Origin of the sequence: Nonlabens ponticola (assembly GCF_003966335.1) — a bacterium.
GTDB classification, from domain to species: Bacteria; Bacteroidota; Bacteroidia; order Flavobacteriales; family Flavobacteriaceae; genus Nonlabens; species Nonlabens ponticola.
This window is the reverse complement of sequence record NZ_CP034549.1, coordinates 2,769,774-2,784,458: the sequence shown is the minus strand read 5'-3', so window position 1 is coordinate 2,784,458 and position 14,685 is coordinate 2,769,774. Positions and strand designations below refer to the sequence as shown.

The following is a 14,685-nucleotide window of genomic DNA, read 5'->3' as shown; positions in this document are numbered from 1 at the left end:
TAGGTATTGTGACCGTTAATCGATAAACACTTATTTTCCTGTTAACTTTTTGTTGACAATCTCATTATCAGATCTTTCAAACGGTTTGAGTAACCGCTCTCATTGTCGTACCAACCTATGATTTTGACTAGATTTCCAATCACAGATGTCATTTGTGAATCATAAATACAAGAGTAAGGACTACCAGATATATCTATGGAAACTAAGGGTACGTCAGTGTAAGAAAATGTATCCGGATTTTCTTCTGCGTATGTCAAAAATGCCTGATTGACTTCTTCAATGGTAACTTCAGTCTTCACATTGATAGTCATATCGGTAAGGCTACCGTTAGGAACTGGAACCCTAATTCCACAACCGCCTATGACATCACTTAAGTGAGGAAAAATCTTTGTCAATGCCTTGGCTGCGCCAGTTGTTGTAGGAACAATAGATTGCCCAGCTGCGCGAGCACGCCTCAAATCCCGATGAGGTTGATCGTGTAGGCTCTGGTCTGTAGTATAACTATGTACCGTGGTAATATATGCTTGTTCAACGCCGTATAACTCGTCTAGCACCTTGATCATAGGTGCTGCATTATTTGTGGTGCAACTAGCGTTTGAAATAATGAGATCGTGCTCATCCATGACATCATCGTTAACACCTAATACAACGGTTTTGATGCCGTCGTCTATTGGTGGCGCCGTGAGAATAACTTTGCCCGCACCAGCTTCAAGATGCTGTTCTAGCTGTCTTTTTGATTTAAACTTTCCAGTAGCTTCAAGAACTACATCAACACCTGTCCAATCTAACTTATTGAGAACCGCGTGATGGCTAAAGGAAATTTCCTTACCATCAACAATCAATTTATCCTCGTTGTGATGCACTTCATGAGCTAAAACGCCATGTATAGAATCATACTTGAGCAAGTGAGCCATCACCTCGACACTCGCAAGATCATTAATAGCGACCACTTGGATGTGTTCATGATTTAAAACTGTGCGTAAGAAAGTACGACCTATACGTCCAAAACCATTGATCGCAACTTTAATCATGAAAAATTAGAATGAAAAATTAAAGTATATGCTTGTGAGCCTTATAAGAACTGCGCACTAAAGCGCCACTTTCAACATGTCTAAAGCCCATTTCTAGACCCAGCTTTTCATAAACACCAAATTGCTCAGGTGTAATGAATTCTTGTACAGGCAAGTGTTTTTTTGAAGGTTGTAAATATTGACCTATGGTAACAACATCTACATCATTATCACGCAAATCTTCCATTGTCTGGATAACTTCTTCCTCACGCTCACCTAAACCTAGCATAATACCAGATTTTGTGCGATTAATGCCTTCTTGCTTAAGGTATCTCAATACCTCTAGGCTGCGCTCATATTTTGCTTGAATACGTACTTCTCTGGTCAATCGTTTTACCGTTTCCATGTTGTGTGAAACAACCTCTGGATTTGCAGCAACGATACGATCAATATTGCGCGTTACTCCTTGAAAATCAGGTATCAGTGTTTCTAGAGTTGTCTCAGGATTCATGCGTCTAATCGCTGCAACAGTTTCTTTCCAGATGATGCTGCCCATATCCTTTAAGTCATCTCTATCCACACTGGTAATAACCGCATGTTTGATGCCCATAAGTTTGATACTGCGAGCAACTTTTTCAGGTTCTGCCCAGTCTAGTGAGTCAGGTCTGCCGGTTTTCACACCACAAAAACCACAGGATCTCGTGCAGGTGTTTCCCAGAATCATGAATGTAGCAGTACCTTCAGTCCAGCATTCTCCCATGTTAGGACAACTACCTGAGGTGCAAATGGTGTGAAGATCGTACTTGTCAACCACACCACGCAATTCCTTATACTTTTGACCTACAGGCAGTTTGACTCTCAGCCACTTTGGTTTACCCTTAGTTGCTGGCGGTGCTACACTTGTTGTTGCTGTCTCCATAATACAAAGTTAATGATTATGTAGTCGTTTAAGTCATGAGTAACTGACTACTTCCAGTGTTTTGGTTTATCGATCAAATTGCTTGTAAAAATCCCTAGTTGGGCAACGATAAGCATTATTTCTAGTAGGGCGATGTATGGAATGAGTCCGCTTTCGCGAAAGCGTAACAAACCCTTACCCATAACCACATAAACAACTACATATCTACATAAAATCAATGCTAGAATTGCTAACCAGTATGAAGATAATACCAATGCGAGCGTGGCTACAATGAAAAATAGGATCTGACTCAAGAAGAATAATCCCAATGCCGATTTATGCTTACCGCGATAGTGTTTTGAGACTTTGAGGTGCCTGCGTTTTTGCGTCCACCAAGATTTCCAGCTGGTTTTAGGCTTGCTGTAAGTAAAGGAATCGGGATGCGAGGCAACCGCGACATTTGCCTTTCTCGATGCGCTATTCACAAAAAGATCATCATCACCACCCATGATGTGCATGTGGCTCATAAAGCCGCTTTGCTCATAAAATAGGGTAGATGTATAGGCTAGATTACGGCCCACGCCCATATAGGCATTGCCGCGCAGCGCATAACCTAGGTACTGCAATGCCGTAAAGACCGTCTCAAATCTTATGAGACCATTCAATAAGGATTTAGGCACAAATTCATAACCGCCATAACCTAGAGTTATATCGCTACCGGTGGACAGTGGTCGCGCCATGTGTGAAAGCCATAAATTGCTGTCTGGTCTACAATCTGCATCTATAAAAACTAGATGGTCATGCGTCGCTTTCTTGATGCCTAATGTAAGCGCATACTTTTTGTTACCCCAAAAGTTCTCGTTGTTGACTACATTGACTAGGTGAATATTGTTGTGTGTCGCAGCAAAACCTTCAATAACAAAACGCGTATCATCGCTACTAGCATCGTTAATCAAAATAATCTCATAATCTGGATGATCTTGTGAGATTAACAACGGTACAAGTTCTTTGAGATTTTCCTGCTCATTTTTTGAGCAAACGATTATGGAAACCGGTTGAGAGCTTTTTGTGTGCTCGATTTCTGGCTGCGTTGCAGCCTTAGAAAAATAGAAATAGTAAAAGGTGTTGATAAGGACGCATCCCAATAGTAGGTAGAAAAACACGTCTAGCATAACTCTATGAAGCCTTAGCTACTGTATCGCAATCCGTTTGCTCTTCTGGCAATTTACCGCACATGCTGCAGGCTTGTCCATCCTTGTTGAGATATGGGTTCTGGCTCGCACAGGTTCCTGAGAATTTACCGTCTTTTTTACCCCAAATCTTGATCGCAATTCCCGCAAAGGCCAGCGCCATCAATCCGAATGTTATCAAAAGTAATTTCATGTTGCAAATTTAGACAATACAAGTATCAAAGAGCGAGCCTCTCTACATATTTTCAATCAGGTTAACCTCGGTATCTATAGATATACCAAATCTAGAATTTACCTTTTCTTGAATTTCTCGGGATAGCGATATTATTTCCTTGCCGGTTGCTTTACCATGATTGACCAACACCAGCGCCTGTTTATCATGGACGCCAGCATCGCCCTTGCGATAACCTTTGAAACCACATTGATCTATCAACCATCCAGCAGGAACCTTCACATGATCGTCATCCACATTATAAGAAGGCATATGTGGATGCAATCTTACCAGCTCGTCATAACGATCCCGCTTAATTATTGGGTTTTTAAAGAAACTACCACTGTTACCTATGATTTTGGGATCTGGTAGTTTGCTGGTTCTAATGTTAATGACGGCCTGGGAAACCAAAGCTATATCGGGCTCGCCTCCTAGACGATCTAACTCCTCTTGAATCGCACCGTAACTGGTCTTGAGCTTATAATCTGGATTTATAGATAAATCCTGTAATTTAAAAGTGACTGATGTTATGATGTATTTACCAGCAGCCTCCTTCTTAAAGACGCTATCTCGATAACCAAAATTGCATTCTTCAAGGCTTAAAGACTTCTCTTCTAGAGTTTGCAGGTCAATAACCGTACAGCTGTTAAATACATCCTTAAGTTCTACACCGTAGGCACCGATATTTTGAATAGGTGACGTACCGATGTTTCCTGGGATCAATGAAAGATTTTCAATCCCTGCATAATTGTTCTTTATGCAGTATAGAACAAATTCATGCCAGTTTTCGCCCGCTTGAGCCGTGATGTGTATCTCACCGTTTTGTGCGGCTTGTGTTTCTATTCCTTTGGTTAAAACATGTAATACTGGTCTTGAAATATCATCAATCAACAACATATTGCTGCCGCCACCTAATAAAAAAACTTGTTCACCTTTATAATAGGATGCCGCTTCCTTAAATTGTGCAGGAATGTTTATGGGTGTGTAAGCTTTCGCGAAAGCTGATATCCCAAACGTATTAAACTCCTTAAGAGCTACATGATGTTGTATCTGGATCACGACTTGTAGGCTTCAAGTGCCTTTTCTAAAATTTCAACAGCTTTAATCAGGGATTTTTTCTCAAGAACATAGGCAATGCGTATCTGGTTTTTACCGCTGCCTGGAGTGCTGTAAAAGCCTGCTGCTGGCGCTACCATTATCGTCTCTCCTTCATGCTCAAAGGATTCCAGCAACCACTGTGCGAAATGATCTGCGTCCTCGACGGGTAGTTGGGCAACGCAGTAAAAGGCACCACCAGGATTAGCTACCTGCACGCCTTCTATATTTTTGAGTCCGCTGATAAGCGTGTCTCGCCTGTCGATATATTCCTCAATCACCTCGTCAAAGTAAGACTGCGGTGTGTCAAGCGCAGCTTCGGCAGCGATTTGTGCAAAGGTTGGTGGGCTCAATCGCGCCTGTGCAAATTTCATGGCCGCGGCGACCACTTCTTTGTTTTTTGAAACCATGCAGCCTATACGTGCGCCGCACATGCTGTAGCGTTTTGAAACGCTGTCAATCATGATCGCATGATTTTCAAGACCTGCTTGATTCATCACACTGTGATGCACGCGACCGTCATAAGCAAACTCGCGATAAACTTCATCTGCAACCAGGAATATATCGTGTTTGATTACAAGTGCTGCCAGTTTATCCATCTCTTCTTGAGTATAGAGGTAACCAGTTGGATTTCCTGGATTGCAGATTAATATGGCTTTAGTTCTATCAGTGATCAGATTTTCAAAAGCCTCAATATCTGGTAATGCAAAGTTATTCTCAATGTTGGTTGCAATAGGTTTTACCGCAACACCACTTGCCGTGGCAAAGCCATTATAGTTGGCATAAAACGGTTCTGGTATGATGACCTCGTCGCCTTGATCGCATATGCTTCCCATGGCAAACATCAACGCCTCGCTACCACCAGTCGATACGATGACATCATCGATGTCAAGATTCATATCCAGTTTGTTGTAATGTGCCACCAGTTTTTTGCGATAACTCTCATTACCAGCACTGTGACTATATTCTAGGATTTCCATAGAATTGTTGCGCACCGCGGCAATTGCTTGCTCGGGCGTTTTAATATCTGGTTGTCCTATGTTAAGCTGATAGATGTTAGTTCCTCGTTTTTTAGCCGACTCGGCATAAGGAACAAGTTTACGTACTGGTGATGAAGGCATTTGCCTTCCTTTTACGGATATCTGCGGCATGGAATTGATTTTGCAGTGCAAAGGTACTAAGTGATTAAAAGACGCTCAAGGTAGATGAGGTATATTTATAACATGAGATTGTTGTGGTTGATTTTACTTTTTATGTTAAGTGCATTATCAATCAATGCCCAAAAAGGTTTTTCTTTTCCAGAAGGCGTCGATAAGATTGAGATACCATTTCAATCGGTTTATAACCTCATTATTTTACCCGTGGAAGTTAATGGTGTAGGTATGGACTTTATCCTCGATACCGGAGCTAATAAATCTGTGATTTTTAATTTTAATGGCATAGACTCATTAAATGTCAATCCAGGGAAGACCCTTAAAATTTCGGGTTACGGTAATCAAGAGCCTATCGACGCATACTATAGCGATAATAATCGCATCAATATTAATGGGTATGCAAACCGCACCGCTAGTCTTTTCATTACGGTTGATCAACAACTTAATTTGCTGCCCACGCTGGGCGTTGAAGTTAATGGATTGCTAGGTAAAGATTTCTTTGAGAATGCGCTCGTCAATATAGACTATCTAAATGCTATGATTACTGTCTATAAAAACAGTTCTATGCGCAGAGTAAAACGGTCTAGACGTGTCGAGGCAATCATTGAGCTGGAAAATGATAAACCCTATATCAATGGAAAAGTGGTGACGGCAGGTATTATTCATCCGGTAAGGATTTTAATTGACACTGGTAGTAGCGATGCACTATGGGTTTTTCAAGATGACGAGGATGACTTTATGTTGCCTGAAAAAGGCTTTGATGATTTTCTAGGCATAGGATTAAACGGCAGGGTTACTGGAAGGCGCTCAAAAATTGAGAAACTCCTGCTAGGCAATATTGAGTTGAACAAGGTGACTGTCTCTTTTCCAGATCAGGATTCAACGACTTCAAATAACAGTACTCAAATTCTATCGGGCTCAATAGGTGGTGAGATATTGAGTCGATTTAATCTATCTATAGATTATAGAAATAAAAGAGTACAATTGCAGCCCAATGAAGAATTTGCCGCTGGTTTCTTCTACAATATGGCGGGTATTGAAATAAGAGCTGGTGATACAGAGTTATTTACTTATTATGACGATGGTCGCAATGACGACGTTAACACCGCTTATGGTACTTTGAGAGGTCAAAAAACCGTCAATACTAGTAAAACCGTAAATTACAAATGGGTGCCTAGTTTATTTATACAATCCGTACGTAAAGATTCACCTGCGGATAAAGCTGGTATTAAAGTAGGTGATGAAATTGTGAGAGTAAACAGTATTGCCAAAGCCAATTTGACACTCAATAATGTAGCATCACAGTTTTTCAAAAATCCCTATTCCCGATTAAAAATTAAAGTAAAGCGAGGCGAGAGAGAGAAGAAATTCACTCTCAAACTAGTACCAGTAATCGATTAACCTTCTTTTACTACACCGGTTAGCTTTAAAGCGATCACTTTTTCTTTGATATTACCCATTATCGTCATTGTTTTTACAATAGGTCCGACCTTTTTTGTGTCATAAATCACGAGTATTTTTCCTTTGGTTCCAGGAGCAATAGGTTCCTCTGGTTTTGAAATGACATCACAATTGCAGGAAGAGAATATATTCTTAAGAATGAAATCGTGCTCTCCAGTATTAGTGAAGATAAATTCACGTTCTCCATCACTACCTTTTTCTATGGTACCGTAGTCGATGGTTTTTTGCTCAAAGACTATTGTTGTCAATTCATCAGAAACCTTATTTTGAGCCGTCATTGATTGGGTACCGCTTAAACAGACCACTATGATAATTAGGTATTTTAGATTTAAATACATGATTCAAAGTTAGCAATTCTTCTTTAACCACTTCACGATGCTGCCTAGAATTGCGGATATAAGTACTTTTGTAGATTAAATGTCAACCTAAGTGAGCAACATGTCCATAGCATCAAAATACGATTCTAAAGCAGCGGAAGATAAGTGGTACCAATACTGGATGGATCACGACTTTTTCAAGTCGTTGCCCGATAATCGAGAAAGTTATACCATCGTGATTCCACCACCTAATGTTACCGGCGTGTTGCATATGGGGCACATGCTTAATAATACTATTCAGGACGTATTGATACGACGTGCTAGACTTAAAGGTTATAATGCGTGTTGGGTTCCTGGAACTGATCACGCATCCATCGCCACAGAAGCAAAGGTTGTTAAAAAACTCAAGGATCAAGGTATCAACAAGAATGACTTGACCCGAGAGGAATTTCTCGAGCACGCATGGGAATGGACGCATGAATACGGTGGCGTTATTCTAGAGCAACTTAAGAAATTGGGAGCCAGCTGTGACTGGTCGCGTACAAAATTCACGCTAGACGACGACATGTCTGCTAGTGTAATCAAGGTTTTCATTGATCTTTATCTTAAAGGACAAATCTACCGTGGTTACCGCATGGTCAATTGGGATCCAGAAGCCAAAACCACCTTGAGTGATGAAGAAGTCATTTATCAAGAGCGCAACGGTCATCTCTATCATTTGCAATATCAGGTAAAAGGTAGCAGCGAGAAACTCACCATTGCGACCACGCGTCCAGAGACTATTCTAGGCGATACGGCGATTTGCGTTCATCCAGATGATACTCGATATACACACCTCGTTGGTAAATCAGTAATGGTTCCTATAATAGATCGTGAGATTCCTGTAATTGCAGACGAGTATGTCGATATGGAATTTGGTACAGGAGCACTCAAGATCACGCCAGCACATGACGAGAATGATAAAAAAATAGGAGAGAAGCACTCACTAGAAGTCATTGATATTTTTAATGACGATGCGACACTCAATAGTTTCGGCCTGCATTATCAAGGTCAAGATCGCTTTGAAGTGCGCAAGAACATTGCAGCCGAATTAGAAGATAAAGGCTATCTCATCAAAAAAGAAAATCATGTTCATAAAGTAGGAACCAGCGAGCGTACTGGCGCCGTGATTGAGCCACGACTTTCTGATCAATGGTTTTTAAAAATGGAAGAGCTCGCAAAACCTGCTATTAATGCAGTGCGCGAGGATATAGTAGAGCTATTACCATCTAAATTCAAGAGCACATACTTCCATTGGATGGAGAACGTGCGTGACTGGAATATATCACGCCAGCTGGTTTGGGGTCAGCGTATTCCTGCCTATTTCTATGGCGATGGTAAGGAAGACTTTGTCGTTGCAGCCAGTGTTGATGAGGCTGTTACGCTTTCGCGAAAGCAAACTAATAACCATACCCTAACAGCAAATGATCTGCGTCAAGAGAGTGATGTTCTGGACACATGGTTCTCTAGCTGGTTATGGCCTATAAGTGTTTTCAATGGAGTGTTGGAGCCTGAGAATGAAGAGATCAAATACTATTACCCAACCCGAGATCTAGTTACAGGACCAGATATTTTGTTTTTTTGGGTGGCTCGTATGATTGTAGCCGGATATGAATTACGCGACGAGAAACCCTTTGATAAGGTGTATTTAACAGGTCTGGTGCGTGATAAACAACGCCGTAAGATGTCAAAATCCTTGGGTAACTCGCCAGATGCACTCAAGTTAATTGAAGAATATGGCGCTGATGGCGTACGAGTTGGTTTATTGCTAAGTAGCGCGGCTGGTAACGATTTGATGTTTGATGAGGATTTATGCCAACAAGGGAAGAATTTTGTCAATAAAATGTGGAATGCCTTTAGGCTTACTCAAGGCTGGGAAGTTGATAAGAAGTTAGAGCAGCCATTGTACGCTAAACAAGGTATACAGTGGTATCGCAACAGGTTTTCTCAGGCTCTTGAGCAAATAGAGGGTCACTATTCAAAGTATCGTATAAGCGATGTGCTCATGACAAGTTATAAATTGATATGGGATGACTTTTGCGGCTGGTTGCTGGAGATTGTTAAACCAGCCTATCAACAACCTATCGACGCTCAAACGATGGCTCAGGTTATCGCGTTATTTGAAGATAACTTGAGGTTGATCCATCCATTTACACCCTTTATTAGCGAAGAGATATGGCAAACTATTTCCAACAGGCAGCCTCAGGAGTCACTGTGTGTCGATACGTGGCCAAAGCAAGGAAATGTAGAAGATGAGATATTATCTGACTTTGAATTAGTGCAAGAGGTAATTGCAGGCGTGCGCAAGGTGCGTAAGGAGAAACAGATAAGTTTTAAAGACACCATTGAACTTAAGGTGATCAATAATGAGAAGCTCTCATCAGACTATGACGAGCTTATTATGAAAATGGGTAATGTTGAAAATATTGAGTTAGTTTTTGAACAGGTCGCTGCTGCTGCCAGTTATCGTGTAAAATCTAGCGAGTATTTTATACCACTAGAAGGAACTATAGATACTGTCGCAGAAGTTGAAAAACTAACTGCTGAACTCACTAGAGCTCAAGGCTTCCTAAAAAGTGTAGAGAAGAAGCTAGGTAATGAGCGATTTATGGCAGGCGCTCCAGATCAAGTGGTAGCTATGGAAAAGAAAAAACAGGCAGATGCTTTAGCCAAAATTGAAACTCTGGAAACTAGCATAGCTGCACTCAAATCATAAGCAAATGAATCCATTTACTTTAATAGCAATCATTTTTGGGGCGTTGATGGTCTGTTTGATTAGCCTTGCGATCTATGTGATGCGCAAGAAATAGAAGTTTCAAAATCTGACTCTTACCACGGTCGTGGATATAATGATTCAATGATCTCGATGTAGCGTTTCTTGGCTTCAGTCTTGCTTATGCGTTGCACTTGTATCAATGCATTCATCTTGAAACCAGCTCTCAGGTCATTGGTTTGAAAAGACTTGTTGTTTACGTACGGCTCGTTGATCACTCGCTTATAGTATGCGTATAAATGCAATTGTAGTTCTAGAGGAACATCAGATTGTTCTTCCTTTGAAGCTTTCTCGACGGCTTCATTAAAAGCTATATCTAGCTTGTCGTCACTCATCCGTGAATTTGGCTAAGATAGATTCACCACCTTTGAGTTTTTGATTGAGCTCTACAGTAATGATAGCATCCAGCGGTAAATACACATCTACTCTAGATCCAAATTTTATGAATCCGCTATCAGCTCCTTGTACGATTGAATCGTCTTGGGTTGCATAGTTTACTATCCGTTTGGCTAGCGCGCCTGCGATCTGACGATACAGAATTTGGGCTGTATTTTTATGGTTAATGACTACGGTTGTGCGCTCGTTTTCTTCGCTAGCTTTAGGATGCCATGCCACCAGGTATTTTCCGGGATGATATTTACTGTAGGCAACTTTACCGCCTACTGGGTATCGCGTCACATGAACATTGAGTGGAGACATAAAAACGGATATCATTATGCGCTCGTCCTTGAAGTATTCATTTTCAGTAACTTTTTCTATGACCACAACTTTTCCATCGACAGGTGAGACAATAGTCGTATCATCAAGAATCGTTTTCCTTGACGGGTTTCTGAAAAATTGAAGGATGATAATCAACACAAATGCGGCTAAAAGCAGCAAAAGTATCTGCGTCCATACTGGCATTTCTACGGTGAACGCAACGATCGACAATATAGCAGCGACTGATACAGCAATAGCAATGGATACAATACCTTCTTTATGAAACATGGTTGATGATTAAAAAAGTTAGATAAGCAAATGGTGCAGCAAATATAATACTGTCCATACGATCAAATATGCCACCATGACCTGGCATGATGCTACCGCTATCTTTTACAGCTGCCTGACGCTTAATCTTTGACTGGATTAGATCTCCTATAGTTCCAAAGAATGCCACTACAAAAGCTATGATCGCCCATTCCGTCAAACTGTAGTCATTCAAATTAATAGAATCTAGATAGAAGTGTAACGCTATTCCCATGACGATAGCCATTACAAGGCCGCCTACAAAACCTTCTATAGTCTTTTTAGGACTGATGCGCTTCATGAGTTTGTGTTTACCAAATAATCTACCAGATACATAAGCAAAACTGTCATTGGTCCAGATGATGGCAAAAATTCCTATGAGTAATTGCGGTTTGAAAGATGATATGCCATCAGGTGTCTCTACAATATCAGGAATTAATGCCAGGAACAAACTTGATCCTATAAGGTACAAGAGTGCTATCACATGCTTTTTAGTATTGAACAACGCAATACGATCTACAAGAATAAGATCACGAATCAAATAAATATTTACCAAAAGAGTAGCTGCCAGCAATGCATAAATACCATAGGTAGGTACGCCTTGCCATACTATAAAATAGTAAGCAATAGGTAGTAATGGTAGTATAAGCCATTGCTTTAATCTTATCATAGGCATAAGCTCCAGTAAACAGATAAAGGCAAAAAGGCAAAATAGAAAAATAAAAACCTCTCTAGAGTACAGTGCGCTTAGCACAACAAGAGAGACATATAATATCCCAGATATGGATCTTACTAATAATTCTCTCATGCCTATAAATCCTCAAGTAATAGTAAATAAAGTCGCTTATTAGGAACACCGTAGTTCATAAGCTCTTTTTCTTTGGCTTTTTTAAGGGACTTATCTTGAAAGTTTTTAAGGGTAGTAATATTCGTTGGTATAGTTTCTTTGCTTTTAATTTTAATGCCACGCAATCCTTCGCCAATAGATTCAACTATTTGACTTGTGCTAGCAATTACCACAAAGGTTTCAGGCAGCTGTGCAGGTTTACTCTCCTTAATTTGATTGGAAGAAAATAGAATAGCACCGTTATCAGCAATGACATATTCACAGGTCGATAAAAAGAAACTACTATTAACGTTGTTGTTGTTGAAAGTCAAATTAAATTGATTGAACCGATCTTTCAATTGATCGTCATAACAAAAAACGTCAGTCTCAAAGAAGTCATGTTCTACTAGGATATCCTCAAAATGATCCTGCAATTGATTCTCATCAACCGCATATAAGAATCTACCACCTTGCTGGGTAAAGTTGTGGATAAACTGCTCGTCTAGCGGCAACTTTTCCTCAGGCATGTATTTGGAACGACCTTTAGCCTTTCCGCTTTGAGATTCAGAATCAGTAGATTTATTAAACAGTTTCTTGAATATGCTCATCGCCTAAGGCAATCATTTAAGGGGTCAATGTAAATATAGGTACTTATTTACATGATGACAAACAAGCTTTATTCTTCTTCCTCTTTGCTAGTAGTCGAACCATTCAACATAGATCTACTTGATGATTTAAGTGCGATAGGCTCTTCTTTAACAAAGGCACGTTTGCCAAAAATCTTTTCAAGGTCATCTTTAAAAATTACTTCTTTATCAAGAAGCAACTCAGCTAACTCAGTCAACTTATCCTTGTTATCAGATAGGATCTTGATCGCTCGTTGATATTGCTCCTCAATGATTTTTGAAATTTCTTGATCAATAATCTCTGCAGTTGACTCACTGTAAGGCTTGGTCATGCTGTATTCCTGCTGTCCACTAGAATCATAGTAGGTGATGTTACCTACTTTCTCGTTAAGACCATAGATCGTTACCATTGCTTTAGCTTGTTTTGTGACTTTTTCAAGATCACTCAAAGCTCCTGTCGATATGTTATCAAAAATCACTTTCTCTGCTGCACGACCGCCCATGGTAGCACACATCTCATCGAGCATTTGCTCTGGACGTACTATTTGACGTTCTTCTGGTAAGTACCATGCTGCACCTAAAGATTGTCCACGTGGCACAATTGTAACTTTAATTAAGGGCGCTGCATGTTCTGTCATCCAGCTTACCGTGGCGTGACCAGCCTCGTGATAAGCAATAGTTTTCTTCTCTGATGGTGTGATAAGTTTATTCTTCTTTTCTAGTCCGCCAACAATGCGATCTACTGCATCAAGAAAATCCTGGCGATCTACTGCTTTTTTACCTTTTCTGGCGGCTATCAGTGCTGCCTCATTACAAACATTTGCAATATCAGCACCAGAGAAACCTGGAGTTTGCTTTGCTAGAAATTCGGTATTAAGTCCGTCATCTACTTTCTTGATTGGGCGTAAGTGTACTTCAAAAATTTCTTCACGTTCTCTTACATCTGGAAGATCGACATAGATCTGTCGATCAAATCGACCAGCACGCATCAGTGCCTTGTCAAGAATATCAGCACGGTTGGTAGCGGCTAATACGATTACATTGGTATTAGTCCCAAAACCATCCATCTCAGTCAATAATTGATTCAAGGTATTCTCACGCTCGTCGTTAGAACCGGAGAAATTACTTTTTCCACGCGCTCGCCCTATAGCATCGATCTCATCAATAAAGATGATCGCTGGGCTTTTCTCTTTTGCCTGTTTAAACAAATCTCTTACACGGCTCGCACCTACACCCACAAACATCTCTACAAAGTCAGAACCACTCAAAGAAAAGAAAGGAACCTTTGCCTCACCGGCAACCGCTTTAGCCAATAAAGTTTTACCAGTTCCAGGCGACCCAATAAGTAATGCACCTTTCGGTATTTTACCACCTAGACTTGTATATTTTTCTGGATTTTTTAGGAAGTCCACGATCTCTTGAACTTCTTCCTTAGCTCCTTCTAGACCTGCAACATCCTTAAATGTCGTCTTAATATCTGTTTTCTGGTCAAAAAGCTTAGCCTTAGACTTACCAATATTAAAAATTTGTCCACCTGCGCCGCCAGCGCCGCCGCCAGACATTCTGCGCATGAGGAATATCCATATTCCGATAATGAGAACAAATGGTAGAATGCTTAATAGTAGATTCCATAACCCATCATCTTCTGCATCAAATTTGAGCGTGGTTTCTAGATTACGTTCTTGAATGATCTCATTAATACGCTTTTCAAATAGTTCCAGGTCACCGTATTCAACACTATACTGTGGTACTTCTGAATTACCTAGCACACCATCTTTTTGTGACTTGCTATGCTTTTGAAGTTTTATGGCTTCTTCGGTCAAGAATACTCTCGCAATACTGCGATTCTTGACTACCACTACCTTGCTTACTTCACCATCTTCTAGATACTCAAAGAATTCATTAGGCGTTGTCGTTTTGGGTGCGGTAAGTTGACTGGTTACAAAATTGTAGCCTAGAAAGACCAATAAAATTGGTACCGCAATCCACCAGATGCTAAATTTTGGCTTCTGGTTCATAGGTGATCCAGATTTTTTAGGAGCCTTTTTGGTGGTGTTTTTTTTATCTTGAGACATGCTGT

The 14,685-nt window shown here is 40.4% G+C and carries 14 protein-coding genes; 2 read left to right on the top strand and 12 right to left on the bottom strand.

From position 1 onward, the window contains the following. Nucleotides 1-41: 41 nt before the first annotated feature. The 6 genes from gap to EJ995_RS12655 are packed head-to-tail and all read right to left on the bottom strand — an operon-like array spanning nucleotide 42 to nucleotide 5,555. Nucleotides 42-1,031: a type I glyceraldehyde-3-phosphate dehydrogenase gene (gene gap / locus EJ995_RS12680; protein ID WP_126448752.1), complete on the bottom strand. Its 990-nt coding sequence runs from the start codon at nucleotides 1,029-1,031 to the stop codon at nucleotides 42-44. Nucleotides 1,032-1,050: 19 nt separating this feature from the next. After that, nucleotides 1,051-1,929: a lipoyl synthase gene (lipA, locus tag EJ995_RS12675; protein ID WP_126448751.1), complete on the bottom strand. Its 879-nt coding sequence runs from the start codon at nucleotides 1,927-1,929 to the stop codon at nucleotides 1,051-1,053. A 47-nt stretch (nucleotides 1,930-1,976) separates the two neighbouring features. Beyond that, on the bottom strand, nucleotides 1,977-3,080 hold the full coding sequence (locus EJ995_RS12670) for a glycosyltransferase (RefSeq protein ID WP_126448750.1): 1,104 nt from the start codon (nucleotides 3,078-3,080) through the stop codon (nucleotides 1,977-1,979). 4 nt (nucleotides 3,081-3,084) lie between these two features. Beyond that, entirely contained in the window at nucleotides 3,085-3,291 is a 207-nt protein-coding gene (locus EJ995_RS12665; protein ID WP_126448749.1) for a membrane or secreted protein, read from the bottom strand. A 42-nt stretch (nucleotides 3,292-3,333) separates the two neighbouring features. After that, nucleotides 3,334-4,365: a UDP-N-acetylmuramate dehydrogenase gene (gene murB / locus EJ995_RS12660; RefSeq protein ID WP_206482300.1), complete on the bottom strand. Its 1,032-nt coding sequence runs from the start codon at nucleotides 4,363-4,365 to the stop codon at nucleotides 3,334-3,336. Beyond that, nucleotides 4,365-5,555, bottom strand: a complete 1,191-nt coding sequence (locus EJ995_RS12655) for a pyridoxal phosphate-dependent aminotransferase (protein ID WP_126448747.1) — start codon at nucleotides 5,553-5,555, stop codon at nucleotides 4,365-4,367. The genes murB and EJ995_RS12655 overlap by 1 nt, the downstream gene beginning before the upstream one ends. A 72-nt stretch (nucleotides 5,556-5,627) precedes the next feature. Between EJ995_RS12655 and EJ995_RS12650 the strand changes: the two genes are divergently transcribed. Further along, nucleotides 5,628-6,959, top strand: a complete 1,332-nt coding sequence (locus tag EJ995_RS12650; RefSeq protein ID WP_164549921.1) for an aspartyl protease family protein — start codon at nucleotides 5,628-5,630, stop codon at nucleotides 6,957-6,959. Here EJ995_RS12650 and EJ995_RS12645 read toward each other — a convergent pair. Next, a complete protein-coding gene (locus tag EJ995_RS12645; RefSeq protein ID WP_126448745.1) occupies nucleotides 6,956-7,357 on the bottom strand; it encodes a DUF1573 domain-containing protein in 402 nt (133 codons plus the stop codon). The two genes, EJ995_RS12650 and EJ995_RS12645, sit on opposite strands and share 4 nt — an antisense overlap. A gap of 100 nt (nucleotides 7,358-7,457) precedes the next feature. Here EJ995_RS12645 and EJ995_RS12640 point away from each other — a divergent pair, with 100 nt between their 5' ends. Beyond that, on the top strand, nucleotides 7,458-10,091 hold the full coding sequence (locus EJ995_RS12640; RefSeq protein WP_126448744.1) for a valine--tRNA ligase: 2,634 nt from the start codon (nucleotides 7,458-7,460) through the stop codon (nucleotides 10,089-10,091). Nucleotides 10,092-10,204: 113 nt separating this feature from the next. On the opposite strand, the gene EJ995_RS12635 is transcribed toward EJ995_RS12640, so the two are convergent. The 5 genes from EJ995_RS12635 to ftsH all read right to left on the bottom strand — a co-directional run bounded on the left by EJ995_RS12635 (nucleotide 10,205) and on the right by ftsH (nucleotide 14,680). Next, nucleotides 10,205-10,483: an acyl-CoA-binding protein gene (locus EJ995_RS12635; RefSeq protein ID WP_126448743.1), complete on the bottom strand. Its 279-nt coding sequence runs from the start codon at nucleotides 10,481-10,483 to the stop codon at nucleotides 10,205-10,207. Continuing rightward, a complete protein-coding gene (locus tag EJ995_RS12630; protein ID WP_126448742.1) occupies nucleotides 10,476-11,135 on the bottom strand; it encodes a phosphatidylserine decarboxylase family protein in 660 nt (219 codons plus the stop codon). Before EJ995_RS12630 ends, EJ995_RS12635 begins: the two co-directional genes overlap by 8 nt. Further along, complete coding sequence (locus EJ995_RS12625) at nucleotides 11,125-11,961, bottom strand: phosphatidate cytidylyltransferase (RefSeq protein ID WP_126448741.1); 837 nt, start codon at nucleotides 11,959-11,961, stop codon at nucleotides 11,125-11,127. The genes EJ995_RS12630 and EJ995_RS12625 overlap by 11 nt, the downstream gene beginning before the upstream one ends. 2 nt (nucleotides 11,962-11,963) lie before the next feature. Next, nucleotides 11,964-12,587 (bottom strand): LUD domain-containing protein, encoded by a 624-nt coding sequence (locus tag EJ995_RS12620; protein ID WP_126448740.1) that lies wholly within the window; start codon nucleotides 12,585-12,587, stop codon nucleotides 11,964-11,966. A 68-nt stretch (nucleotides 12,588-12,655) separates the two neighbouring features. Continuing rightward, on the bottom strand, nucleotides 12,656-14,680 hold the full coding sequence (ftsH, locus tag EJ995_RS12615) for an ATP-dependent zinc metalloprotease FtsH (RefSeq protein ID WP_126448739.1): 2,025 nt from the start codon (nucleotides 14,678-14,680) through the stop codon (nucleotides 12,656-12,658). Nucleotides 14,681-14,685 lie beyond the last annotated feature (5 nt).

What these genes read in the sequence shown, in the direction of transcription:
- gap (WP_126448752.1), bottom strand. Translation starts at nt 1,031, where the DNA reads ATGATTAAAGTTGCGATCAATGGTTTTGGACGTATAGGTCGTACTTTC.
- EJ995_RS12655 (WP_126448747.1), bottom strand. Translation starts at nt 5,555, where the DNA reads ATGCCGCAGATATCCGTAAAAGGAAGGCAAATGCCTTCATCACCAGTA.
- EJ995_RS12670 (WP_126448750.1), bottom strand. Translation starts at nt 3,080, where the DNA reads ATGCTAGACGTGTTTTTCTACCTACTATTGGGATGCGTCCTTATCAAC.
- EJ995_RS12645 (WP_126448745.1), bottom strand. Translation starts at nt 7,357, where the DNA reads ATGTATTTAAATCTAAAATACCTAATTATCATAGTGGTCTGTTTAAGC.
- EJ995_RS12650 (WP_164549921.1), top strand. Translation starts at nt 5,628, where the DNA reads ATGAGATTGTTGTGGTTGATTTTACTTTTTATGTTAAGTGCATTATCA.
- EJ995_RS12625 (WP_126448741.1), bottom strand. Translation starts at nt 11,961, where the DNA reads ATGAGAGAATTATTAGTAAGATCCATATCTGGGATATTATATGTCTCT.
- ftsH (WP_126448739.1), bottom strand. Translation starts at nt 14,680, where the DNA reads ATGTCTCAAGATAAAAAAAACACCACCAAAAAGGCTCCTAAAAAATCT.
- EJ995_RS12635 (WP_126448743.1), bottom strand. Translation starts at nt 10,483, where the DNA reads ATGAGTGACGACAAGCTAGATATAGCTTTTAATGAAGCCGTCGAGAAA.
- lipA (WP_126448751.1), bottom strand. Translation starts at nt 1,929, where the DNA reads ATGGAGACAGCAACAACAAGTGTAGCACCGCCAGCAACTAAGGGTAAA.
- EJ995_RS12620 (WP_126448740.1), bottom strand. Translation starts at nt 12,587, where the DNA reads ATGAGCATATTCAAGAAACTGTTTAATAAATCTACTGATTCTGAATCT.
- EJ995_RS12630 (WP_126448742.1), bottom strand. Translation starts at nt 11,135, where the DNA reads ATGTTTCATAAAGAAGGTATTGTATCCATTGCTATTGCTGTATCAGTC.
- EJ995_RS12640 (WP_126448744.1), top strand. Translation starts at nt 7,458, where the DNA reads ATGTCCATAGCATCAAAATACGATTCTAAAGCAGCGGAAGATAAGTGG.
- EJ995_RS12665 (WP_126448749.1), bottom strand. Translation starts at nt 3,291, where the DNA reads ATGAAATTACTTTTGATAACATTCGGATTGATGGCGCTGGCCTTTGCG.